The sequence below is a fragment of the Microbacterium sp. NRRL B-14842 genome, from assembly GCF_050470785.1.
Genome location: NZ_JBFLUM010000085.1, coordinates 1 through 10,594, shown reverse-complemented (window position 1 = coordinate 10,594; position 10,594 = coordinate 1). Strand labels below are relative to the sequence as shown.

The following is a 10,594-nucleotide window of genomic DNA, read 5'->3' as shown; positions in this document are numbered from 1 at the left end:
GCGATCTCCTCGTCCGTGCGAAGGACCTCGAGGTTCGCGTCACCTGCGTCCTGCACGATCGCGCACGCCACGGTGGCTCCCGGGGTTCTCGATGACGACAGCCCGCCTCATCCCCCTCGGTGACGATGGCCTCGATGGTCATAGCGCCGGCGCGGGCATCGACGACCGTCTCCTCCGTCTCCTTGGTCCCGAACACGAAGCCCTCGGCGAAGGCCGTGTCCTGGTAGCGGATCGTCTCGTCGCCACTCAGACCGTGGAGCTCGTACGTGATGCGGTAGTCGGTCGGCTGGTTGAACAGGTAGTAACGGCGGCGCCCAGTCCTCCGATGACCGCCAGACCGGCGGCGATGGAGACTCCCAGGACGATTGCTCTCTTCGTGCTCATACCTCCACGCTGTCACCGGCGCTCTCGTCGCGAATCGGTCGGTCGATGTATGCGCCCCCTCCATGCGGATGAGGTCCTGGTCATCCGGAAAAACACGGTATCCCCGCACCTCATAGGATGCGCATCGACGGCGCAAAGGAACCCCATCGATCACCTTCCTAGCGTGGTGGGCATGAACACGACTCCCTCTCCCGTCACGAAACGCCTCGCCTGGCTCTCGGCCTCGTCCTCGCGGGCGGCCTCGTCTTGAGCGGCTGCGCGGCAGCCACGACCGCCGAACCGACGATCTCCGCGTCATCCTCCCGCCGCGACCTCAACGGCGGCGTCGACGGACGCCGGGTCGACCGCGGAGACGATCGCCGACACGTCCGCCGCCGCTGCGGCCTTCCTCGCCACGCTGAGCGACGAGCAGAAGAAGGCCGTGTCGTACGACTTCGACGACGAGACGAAGACGACGTCGTGGTCGAACTTCCCGGTGACCTTCGTGCAGAGAGCGGGTCTGAACCTCGCCGACCTGACGGAGGAGCAGCGGACCGCGGCCCTCGCCGTGATGGAGTCTCTCCTCAGCGACGAGGCCTACGCGACCGTCACCGGGATCATGGGCGGCGACGAGTACCTCGCCGAGAACAGCAGCAGTACCGAGGATTCCCTCGGCCAGTACTACATCGCCTTCTTCGGTGATCCCACGGCGACCGACAGCGCCTTCGAGGTGCAGTTCGGCGGACACCACCTCGCATCAACGCCACGCTGGACGGCGACGCCGACGCGATCACCTTCGCTCCCACGCACCTCGGGGTCCAACCCGCTGTCTACACCGACGAGGACGGCGAGGAGGTGCAGCCGTTCGAGGGGATCTACACGGACGCGTTCGCGTTCTTCGACAGCCTCACCGCCGACCAGCAGGCCACGTTGACCTCCGGCGATGTGAGCATGTGCGCACCGGGCGACACCTGCGCCTTCGCCACCGGAGCCGGGCTGTCGGGGGCCGACCTCTCCGACGAGCAGCGGGATCTCCTTCTCCAGCTCATCGCCAACTGGGCCGGGATGAGCGACGAGGAGACCACCGCCGCAGCGCTGGCGGAGATCGACAAGACCCTGGACGACACCGTCATCGCCTGGTCCGGGGCGACGGTGTACGACATGACCACCGGGAACGGCATCGACTTCTCCATCTCCGGGCCGAACGTCTACATCGCCTTCCAGGCACAGCAGGGCTCGGCCGGCGCCGACGTCGACGGTGTGACGACATCGGGCTGGGGACATGTGCACACCATCTACCGCGATCCGACGAACGACTATGCCAACAGCGTCACCCAGCAAGCCTCTGCCGGGATGAGCGGCGGTCCCGGGGGCGGGAGCACTCCCCCCGCATCCTGACGCCGACGCCCGTACCCGTCCAAGCCGCCACCCGTCAACGGCCTCCACCACCATCGCGTACACGCGTAGACAGAGGGCATCCGACGAAAGGAGACGACATGTCCAACACGACTCCCCCGATCCCGCCCCTCCCGCCGATCGCGGACGGGGATGGGGACGCCGAAGAGCTCCCCACGCGTGAAGTCGACGGCGAAGAGGTGCTCGACGAGGATGCGGACGACGCCCAGATCGACAGCGCAGAGGCCGACCGCGCCGCTGTCATCGGCGACGACGACTGACCGGGACAGGAGAAAGGGCACCCCTCCTCGCGGAGGGGTGCCCTTTCTCGTGCGGGTTCAGGTGGCCAGCAGGGGCGGGCGAGACGGGATCGCGATGGGGCGCGTGGCTCGGCTCGCGCCCTGCATCCGCTCGACCTCCTCCAGTACCTCGAACGCGGTGCCATACCGGATGGCGAGCGGAAGATCACGCAGCCACGTCACCTCGACCTCGGTGTCCGCGAGCTCGTACACGCAGGCGACGACATGGCGCGGATCGTTCTGGGGATAGCGCAGGTCGTTGATCACCCACTCCGACGGCGTGATGCGGTGAAGCACGAAACGGGGATCAGGAACTTCTGACATCAGTCGGCCCTCCAGGACTCTCTGATGACGAGCCTCCGATACCCCGCCGGGGAAGGGAAGGGCCTTGACACCCTCGTGGTGAGGTGCAGGAGAATGTCAGATCGGCGTTCAGCCCTGAGGCCGCACCGTGAGATCCGTGAGGTGCGCATCCCGCGGGAGATCGAGAGCGGCGAGGATCGTCGTCGCCACCGCGTCCGGCGTGATGAACCGCGCGGCGTCGTACTCCTGCCCTTCCTGCCGGTGCACGCGCTCCTGCATCGGCGTCGCGGTGCGTCCCGGATAGACCGAGGTCACGCGGACGCCGTGCTCGGCCTCCTCCTGCCGAAGCGCATCCGCGAGGGCCCGCAGACCGTGCTTCGAGGCCGCGTAGGCCGACCACCCCGGGCTCGCCCGCAGCCGGCTCCGGAGTTCACGAACACGACGTGCCCGCGCGAGACGCGCAGGACGGGGAGCAGGAGCCGGGTGAGCTCCGCCGGGGCGACGAGGTTGACCGCGAGCTGCTGTTCCCAGAGCGCCGGGGTGAGGTCCCCCACCGATCCGAGGTCCACGACCCCTGCCGCGTGCACCAGGGAATCGATGCGATCGGGCAGGCTCTGCTTCGACAGGGCCCACGAGAGGCGTCCGGGCTGCGCGAGGTCACCGACCAGCGTCGAGGCCCCGGGGAGGTCGTCGGCGATCTGTCTGGCCGTCCCGCATCGCGCGCGAGCACCACGACGTCGTCGCCGCGCTCCATGAGTCGCCGCGCGAGGACGGCACCGATGGCCGGAGCCCGCACCGGTCAGCAGGTGCGTGGCCATGTCAGCGGTTGTCGGCCGAGGTCTCGGCGACCTCGAGGGGGATCACCGGCAGTCCTTCCACAGGCGCTCCAGGCCGTAGTAGACCCGTTCCTCCTGGTGGAAGACGTGGACGATGAGGTCGCCGAAGTCCAGCAGCACCCACCGCGCCTCGGCGCGCCCCTCCGGCGCACGCGCTTGTGTCCGGACTCGACGAGACGGTCCTCGATCTCATCGGCGATGGCGGCGACGTTCCGCTCACTGTTACCGGTCACGAGCAGGAAGATGTCCACGAGCGGCAGCGGCTCGGAGACGTTCAGCGCGACGAGGTCCTCACCACCCTTGGCCACGGCGGCTTCGGCGGCGATGCGCAGCATCTCTTCGGCGGTTTCGGGTGATTGCATCAGAAGACGTTTCCTGTGAAGGCGATGACCAGGGCAGTGCCCAGGCCCAGCGCGAGGGCGCCCGCGACGATGGCGGCGATCAGCATGAGCCGGTTGCCCTTCTCAGGGGCCGGCGGACGGATCACCTCGCCGGCGGGCTTGATGGTGCTGACCGCGGAGCTCGCGGCGATGGGGGTGGGCGAGGACGCCGGAGGGAGCTCACCGTCGATGAGCACCGCGTCGACCTCCTTGCCGTCCGTGGTGCCGTGGGCGTGGCCCTGCGAGCCGAGGCCCTTCGGCAGCTCGTACGACCCGTGACGAGGATCTCTCCGGTGGAGGCGACCGGCCCGGAGAGGGAGCCCTCGCCGGGAGACGGCGTGAAGATCAGCGCATTGGGCGCCGAATGCTGGTGCCGCCGGAGTCGTTCGACGTGAGGCAGCTCATCGAAGGAGGGGCGGAAAGGCGCCGGCTCGGCAGGAGTCTCCTCCTGCAGCACGCCCTGCCCGAACGTCGGGCTCACGGTCGGGCGCTCAGCCTCGTCGACATCGCGCTCGTCGACGTCGCCGTCGTCGTCGCTGTCGAGGAGGTCGTCGCCACCGGGGCCGTCCTGCTCGGAGACGCCGAGCACGGCGGAGATGTCCTCGGGCTCGGACTCCGGCGCCTCCACGGGCTCTTCGACGAGCGGCACGTCTCCGACCGTGTCGGCGACGTCGACCGCGCGGACGGGCTCCGCAGCGACCTCGTCGTCGACGACGTCGTCGTCGTCGGACCCATCGGGCTGTGCCACCACAGCCTCATCGGTCGTGTCGTCCGCCTCCGCGCCGACGGCCGGGACCGCGGCGGTCTTGATCTTCTCCTGCTCGCGTGCCTGACGCCGCGTCAGCGGCGCGGCGTCAGGATCGACGGACGTGTCAGCGACAGGCGCCGAGGGAAGGACGACGGGCTCGGCGGCACGAGGCAGCGGCGGTGCGGGCGTCGCGGCCTCCGCCGCGGCGGCGCTCGCCTGCTCCTCGCTGATGATCGGGGTGGATCCCGTCAACCGGATCTCCCGCAGCTGCTTCCGCGTCAGCGGACCTCGCTGATCCGATGTGCTCATGCCTTGCTCCGATACAGATGATGCTTCGCGATGTACTGGACGACCCCGTCGGGGACGAGGTACCAGACCGGTTGATCGTCACGGACGCGGTCACGACAGTCCGTCGACGAGATCGACAGCGCCGGCACCTCGAGCTGGCTGACGTCGTCGCTCGGGAGGCCGTCGATGCTCAGAACGTGTCCTGGGCGGGAGACCGCGACGAAGTGGGCCAGTTCCCACAGTTCATCATGGTCTCTCCAACTGAGAATTTGCGCCACGGCGTCCGCGCCGCTGATGAAGAACAGCTCGGCGTCCGGCCGCTGCTCCTTGAGGTCGCGGAGGGTGTCGATCGTGTACGTCGGTCCCGCGCGGTCGATGTCCACCCGACTCACCGTGAACTGCGGATTGGACGCCGTCGCGATCACGGTCATCAGATAGCGGTGCTCGCTGGGCGTGACGTCGGCCTTCTGCCACGGACGACCCGTCGGGACGAACACCACCTCGTCGAGATCGAACGATGTGCGCGACCTCGCTGGCGGCGACCAGGTGGCCGTGGTGGATCGGATCGAAGGTTCCGCCATCACGCCGATGCGCGGTGCGCGCGTGGTCGCGGTGCTCATGAGGGCCTAGTGGCCGTGTCCCGCCTCGTGGTCCTTGCCGTGCTTCGCCGCCCAGGCTTCTGCCTTGGCGGAGTGGCGGTTCGCGACGTTCTTGTACGACAGCGTCACGAAGCCGAGAGCGGCGAACACGATCGCGGCGATGACTCCGAAGATCAGGGTCTCGAGAGCCACGTTGCCGTGGTGCTCGGTCTCTGCGGCGGCCATCGCGATCTGTGCGACGAGGTTCATCCTGACTCCGTTCGTGGCGTGCTGTCTCGGGGGTCCTGTAGGGATACAGCGTCCCCCAGTCTAGCCCTCAGCCGCGCTCTGACCCGCCCCACGCGCGAGCCACTTCGTACTGGTCAGCTCGGAGAGCCCCATCGGACCGCGCGTGTGCAGCTTCTGCGTCGAGATCCCGACCTCGGCACCGAAGCCGAACTCGGCCCCGTCGGTGAACCGAGTGGACGCGTTCGCCATCACCACCGCCGAATCCACCTCGGCCAGGAACCGCTCCGCGCTGCGGGAATCGGTGGTGACGATGGATTCCGTGTGCCCCGTGCTGTAGCGACGGATGTGGTCGAGCGCGTCGTCGAGGCTGTCGACGACCTTCATCGCGACGTCCAGGCTCAGGTACTCCGTCGCCCAGTCCTCCTCCGTGGCCGGGATGATGTTCGCCACGAGCCCGGCGACCACGTCGTCGCCGTGGATCGCCACCCCCTCGCTCATGAGGGCGCTCGCGACGAGCGGGATCAGGCGCGGCGCCGCCTGCCGGTGGACGAGAATCGTCTCGACCGCATTGCACACGCTGGGGCGCTGCACCTTGGCGTTCACGACGATGTCGCAGGCCCAGTCGTCGGGGGCGCTCTCGTCGAGCAGGATGTGCACGTTCCCGGCGCCCGTCTCGATGACGGGCACGGTCGACTCGGTCACCACCGTCTCGATGAGCCCGGCGCTGCCGCGCGGGACGAGCACGTCGATGAAGCCGCGGCCCTGCATGAGCGCCTTCGCCCCGTCGCGCCCGAAGTCGTCCACGGTCTGGATCGCCTCGGGCGTCACCCCGGCGTCGCCGAGGGCGGAACGCATGACGTCGACGAGCACGGTGTTGGAATGGAGCGCCGCGCTGCCTCCCCGCAGGACGACCGCATTCCCCGAACGCAGCGCGAGGGCGGCGATGTCGACCGTGACGTTGGGACGCGCCTCGTAGATCGCCCCGACCACCCCGAAGGGGACGCGCACCTGCTCCAGAGCCACGCCGTTCGGCATGCGGTGTCCGCCGACCACACGACCCACCGGATCGGGCAGGGCCGCCACGTCGCGGACGGCCGCGGCGAGGGCGGAGACCCGCTTCTCGTCGAGGCGGAGGCGGTCGATGAGCGACTCGCCGATGCCGTCGTCCCGACCGCGCGCGACGTCACGCTGATTGGCCTCGATGATGCGGGCGGCGTTCTCCTCGAGGGCGACGGCGATGGCGTCGAGCGCCCGTGCCTTGTCGTCGCTCGTGAGGGCGGCGGTCGTCCGCGAGGCCTCCTTGGCCCGCTCCAGGCGCGTCTGAGGGGTGAGGTCGGTCATCCGCCCAGTCTAGGAGGTGGCGGGCTCGAACCAGGTCCCGATGTCGGCGCCTGCAAGGGCCTGCGCCACGAGGTCGGCGCTGGTGACCAGCACCCCGATGCCCGAGGCCGCCGCGAGTCGGCAGCGGAGACCTTCGTGGCCGCTCCCCCGGTGCCGACGCTGTTGACCACGGTCGCACCGAACTCCAGCCCGGAGAGGTCCGCATCGGGGGCGACGACGTCGATTGGGTTCGGCGCCGGGGTCGCTCGGAGGCCGCGTGTAGAGGGACTCGATGTCGCTGAGCAGGACGAGGGCGTCCGCCTCGATGAGCTGGGCCACGAGGGCGCCGAGCCGGTCGTTGTCGCCGAAGCGGATCTCCTGTGTCGCGACCGTGTCGTTCTCGTTCACGATCGGCAGCGTGCGCAGCCCCAGGAGGCGCTCCATGGCCCGCCGCGCGTTCGAGCGCGACGTCGGGTTCTCGAGGTCTCCGGTCGTGAGCAGCACCTGGCCGGCGACGATGTCGAAGGGGCGCAGAGCCTCCTGGTACCGGTAGACGAGGATGTTCTGGCCGACCGCGGCCGCGGCCTGCTGCGTGGCGAGATCGGTGGGCCGCGCATCCAGACGGAGGAACGGGATGCCGGAGGCGATCGCTCCCGACGACACCAGCACGACCTCGGCCCCGCGGGCGTGCGCCGCCGCCAGCGCCTCGACGATCACCGGGATGCGCCAGGACGACTCGCCGCTGATGGACGACGAGCCCACCTTCACGACGATCCGCGTCGCCGTCGCGAGATCGGCGCGCGTGCGTGCGGTCACGCCTCGTCCTCGCGGTACGTGGCGAGGCGCTCCGCCTCCAACTCCGCGCGCGCCTGCGCCTTGGCGTCCATGCGCTCGTAGTACTTCTCGCGACGCTCGGACGTGGTCCGGCGGGCGTTCGGAGCCAGACGCGGGTCGGTGCCGCGGGGCGCCGACATGAGCTCGGCGGCGGAGCTCATCGTGGGCTCCCAGTCGAAGACGATGCTGTCGCCCTCGCCGATGACGACGGTCGAACCCTGGACGGCGCCGAGGCGGAAGAGCTCGTCCTCGACGCCCAGCTTCTCCAGACGGTCGGCGAGGTAGCCCACGGCCTCCTCGTTCTGGAAGTCGGTCTGCTGCACCCAGCGCACGGCTTCTCACCGAGGATGCGGTAGACGTTGCCGTACGTGCCGCCCTCGACGCGGATCGTGAACGGCTTCACGGAGCCCTTCGGGCGGATGACGACGCGCTCGCGCGGGGCCTCGACCGCGGTCTCCTTGCGGTGCTTCTCGACGAGCTCGCCGAGGGCTGAGGGTGAGCGGGCGCAGCCCCTCGTGCGAGACCGTGGAGATCTCGAAGACCCGGAATCCGCGGGCCTCCAGATCAGGACGCACGAGATCGGCGAGGTCACGGGCCTCCGGCACGTCGACCTTGTTCAGCGCCACGAACTGCGGGCGCTCCAGCAGGGGCGTCTGCCCCTCCGGCACCTCGTACGCGGCGAGCTCGGCGAGGATGACCTCGAGGTCGGAGATCGGGTCGCGGTTCGGCTCCAGCGTCGCGCAGTCGAGCACGTGCAGCAGCGCGGAGCAGCGCTCCACGTGCCGCAGGAACTCGAGTCCGAGGCCGCGGCCCTCGCTCGCGCCCTCGATGAGGCCCGGCACGTCGGCGACGGTGTAGCGGAAGTCCTCCACCTGGACGACGCCGAGGTTCGGGTGCAGCGTCGTGAACGGGTAGTCGGCGATCTTCGGCCGCGCGGCCGAGATCGCGCCGATGAGGCTCGACTTCCCGGCGGACGGGTAGCCGACGAGCGCCACGTCCGCGACCGTCTTGAGCTCGAGGACGACATCGCCCTCGAAGCCGGGGGTGCCGAGCAGGGCGAAGCCGGGAGCCTTGCGCTTCGGAGTCGCCAGGGCCGCATTGCCCAGGCCGCCCTGGCCGCCCGCCGCCACGACGAAGCGCTCACCGGGCTCGATCATGTCGATCAGGACGTCGCGCTCGGGCTCTTGACCACGGTGCCGACCGGGACGGGCAGCTCCAGTGTCTCGCCGTCGAAACCGGAGCGGTGGTCCCCCATGCCCGGTCCGCCGTTGCCAGAGGACCGGTGCGGCGAGTGGTGGTAGGACAGCAGCGTGCCGGTCTGCGTGTCGGCGACGAGCACGATGTCGCCGCCGTCGCCGCCGTTGCCGCCGTCGGGGCCACCGAGGGGCTTGAACTTCTCGCGGTTGCACCGAGACGCAGCCGTTGCCGCCCTTGCCTGCACGCAGGTGCAGTGTGACGGTGTCGACGAACGTGACCATGTGCGAGTCCTTCGGTGTGCTCGGGGTGCCTGACGGCAGATACGCGGACGGGCGAGCCGAAGCCCGCCCCGAACCGGATGTTTAGCGTGGTGCTGTGATCACTCAGCAGCGGCGACGATGTTGACGACCTTGCGGCCGCCCTTCGCGCCGAACTCGACCGCACCGGCGGCCAGAGCGAACAGCGTGTCGTCGCCCCCACGGCCGACGTTGGCGCCGGGGTGGAAGTGCGTGCCGCGCTGGCGGACGATGATCTCGCCGGCGAGGACCTGCTGACCGCCGAAGCGCTTCACGCCGAGGCGCTGTGCGTTGAGTCACGACCGTTACGGGTGGAGCTTGCGCCCTTTTTGTGTGCCATGTCCTGGTCTCCTCGGTCTTACTTGATGCCGGTGATCTTGACGCGCGTGAGCTCCTGGCGGTGGCCCTGACGCTTCTTGTAGCCGGTCTTGTTCTTGTACTTCTGGATGACGATCTTCGGGCCGCGGAGGTTGCCGACGACCTCAGCCGTGACGGTGACCTTCGCCAGCGCGTCGGCGTCGGTGGTCACCGTGGAGCCATCGACGAGCAGCACGGCGGGCAGCTGGATCTCGTCGCCCTGGGCAGCCTGAACACGGTCGAGCTGAACGATGGTGCCGACCTCGACCTTCTCCTGCCGGCCACCGGCGCGCACTACTGCGTAAACCACTTCATACCTGTTTCGTTGGGGAGCACGCGGCTCCGAGAATCTCACGGGAAGACTGTTGCTTGCATGCGTCGCTGGTACGACGGGCGCGAATGCAAGACTCTCCGCTTCGGCCGTCGAGGACGACGCGGCATGCGCACCAAGGGACTACTTTACCGGATGCCGGCTGACCTCGCAAAGTGAGCCGGGTGACGGGGCCGGTCGTAGGCTGACGGAGTGACCGTACTCGTCGACGACCCCCGCTGGCCCGCCCATGGACGCCTGTGGGCGCACCTGGTCAGCGACGACAACCTCGACGAGCTGCACGCCTTCGCGCGCGCACACGGGATCCCCGCCCGGGCCTTCGACCTCGACCACTACGACGTCCCCGAGGACGCCGTCCCCCGGCTCATCGCCGGCGGTGCGCAGCACGTCCCCGGCAAGGAGCTGGTCCGGCGCCTGATCTCCTCAGGCCTCCGGGTCCGCGGACGCGACCGGCGGCACTGACGCCTCCGAGTTCACCGACACCGGCGTACCGGAGAGGGCGGCGGTGGTGACCCGGCGCCGTCCACGACCCTGGCCGGGCGCCTTGGGCTCCGGAAGCGCATCCAGCACCGAGTCGAGCAGCTCCTCGGTGGGCGTCTTCGGCCCCTTCCGGTCACCGCGCTTCTTCCGGGCTTCTTCGGGCGCTCGGAAGCGGGGACGGGCGCGGACTCGGCCGCCGGTGCCTCGGCGGCCGGTTCGCCGGACGGCACGATCGTGGAGGCGGCGATCTGCGCGAGGGCCGACTTCGCCCCCTCGGTGATGCTGTGGGTCACCGGCGGCGCGGCAGGTGCGGAGTTGTTGTTGCCACCGCCGTTGCCGT

12 protein-coding genes and 5 pseudogenes are annotated in these 10,594 nt (G+C 69.5%); 3 read left to right on the top strand and 14 right to left on the bottom strand.

Going from position 1 to position 10,594, the window contains the following annotated elements; all coding sequences use genetic code 11:
- Window positions 1-538 (bottom strand): hypothetical protein (locus AB1285_RS26055; protein ID WP_429978199.1); only part of this gene is annotated, 538 nt, incomplete at its 3' end.
- A 201-nt stretch (window positions 539-739) separates the two neighbouring features.
- On the opposite strand from AB1285_RS26055, the pseudogene AB1285_RS26050 reads away from it, so the two are divergent.
- Both AB1285_RS26050 and AB1285_RS26045 read left to right on the top strand, forming a co-directional pair.
- Window positions 740-1,761 (top strand): annotated as a pseudogene (locus AB1285_RS26050) (DUF3500 domain-containing protein).
- A 98-nt stretch (window positions 1,762-1,859) separates the two neighbouring features.
- Complete coding sequence (locus tag AB1285_RS26045; RefSeq protein ID WP_187661693.1) at window positions 1,860-2,039, top strand: hypothetical protein; 180 nt, start codon at window positions 1,860-1,862, stop codon at window positions 2,037-2,039.
- A gap of 57 nt (window positions 2,040-2,096) precedes the next feature.
- On the opposite strand, the gene AB1285_RS26040 is transcribed toward AB1285_RS26045, so the two are convergent.
- The 13 genes and pseudogenes from AB1285_RS26040 to rplU all read right to left on the bottom strand — a co-directional run bounded on the left by AB1285_RS26040 (window position 2,097) and on the right by rplU (window position 9,753).
- Window positions 2,097-2,354, bottom strand: coding sequence for a hypothetical protein (locus AB1285_RS26040; protein WP_231919629.1), 258 nt, complete (start codon window positions 2,352-2,354; stop codon window positions 2,097-2,099).
- 135 nt (window positions 2,355-2,489) lie between these two features.
- A complete protein-coding gene (locus AB1285_RS26035) occupies window positions 2,490-2,729 on the bottom strand; it encodes a hypothetical protein (protein WP_429978200.1) in 240 nt (79 codons plus the stop codon).
- Window positions 2,672-3,178: an SDR family NAD(P)-dependent oxidoreductase gene (locus tag AB1285_RS26030; protein ID WP_429978198.1), complete on the bottom strand. Its 507-nt coding sequence runs from the start codon at window positions 3,176-3,178 to the stop codon at window positions 2,672-2,674. The genes AB1285_RS26035 and AB1285_RS26030 overlap by 58 nt, the downstream gene beginning before the upstream one ends.
- Window position 3,179: 1 nt before the next feature.
- A pseudogene (rsfS, locus tag AB1285_RS26025) lies at window positions 3,180-3,558 on the bottom strand (ribosome silencing factor).
- The gene (locus tag AB1285_RS26020; RefSeq protein WP_429978197.1) at window positions 3,558-3,683 is read right to left on the bottom strand and encodes a hypothetical protein; all 126 of its coding nucleotides are present in this window, start codon (window positions 3,681-3,683) and stop codon (window positions 3,558-3,560) included. Before AB1285_RS26020 ends, rsfS begins: the two are co-directional and overlap by 1 nt.
- A complete protein-coding gene (locus AB1285_RS26015) occupies window positions 3,680-4,633 on the bottom strand; it encodes a hypothetical protein (protein WP_429978196.1) in 954 nt (317 codons plus the stop codon). Before AB1285_RS26015 ends, AB1285_RS26020 begins: the two co-directional genes overlap by 4 nt.
- Window positions 4,630-5,232: pseudogene (gene nadD, locus AB1285_RS26010) on the bottom strand (nicotinate-nucleotide adenylyltransferase). The gene AB1285_RS26015 and the pseudogene nadD overlap by 4 nt, the downstream one beginning before the upstream one ends.
- A gap of 6 nt (window positions 5,233-5,238) precedes the next feature.
- Entirely contained in the window at window positions 5,239-5,460 is a 222-nt protein-coding gene (locus AB1285_RS26005; protein ID WP_187661697.1) for a hypothetical protein, read from the bottom strand.
- A 60-nt stretch (window positions 5,461-5,520) separates the two neighbouring features.
- The gene (locus AB1285_RS26000; RefSeq protein ID WP_429978195.1) at window positions 5,521-6,780 is read right to left on the bottom strand and encodes a glutamate-5-semialdehyde dehydrogenase; all 1,260 of its coding nucleotides are present in this window, start codon (window positions 6,778-6,780) and stop codon (window positions 5,521-5,523) included.
- A gap of 9 nt (window positions 6,781-6,789) precedes the next feature.
- The gene (proB, locus tag AB1285_RS25995; RefSeq protein ID WP_429978194.1) at window positions 6,790-7,575 is read right to left on the bottom strand and encodes a glutamate 5-kinase; all 786 of its coding nucleotides are present in this window, start codon (window positions 7,573-7,575) and stop codon (window positions 6,790-6,792) included.
- Window positions 7,572-9,071, bottom strand: a pseudogene (gene obgE / locus AB1285_RS25990) (GTPase ObgE). Before obgE ends, proB begins: the two are co-directional and overlap by 4 nt.
- A 98-nt stretch (window positions 9,072-9,169) precedes the next feature.
- Window positions 9,170-9,426: pseudogene (rpmA, locus tag AB1285_RS25985) on the bottom strand (50S ribosomal protein L27).
- A gap of 18 nt (window positions 9,427-9,444) precedes the next feature.
- A complete protein-coding gene (rplU, locus tag AB1285_RS25980; protein ID WP_187661701.1) occupies window positions 9,445-9,753 on the bottom strand; it encodes a 50S ribosomal protein L21 in 309 nt (102 codons plus the stop codon).
- Between the two features lie 213 nt (window positions 9,754-9,966).
- On the opposite strand from rplU, the gene AB1285_RS25975 reads away from it, so the two are divergent.
- Entirely contained in the window at window positions 9,967-10,236 is a 270-nt protein-coding gene (locus AB1285_RS25975) for a DUF4031 domain-containing protein (RefSeq protein ID WP_187661702.1), read from the top strand.
- Window positions 10,237-10,594: the final 358 nt, after the last annotated feature.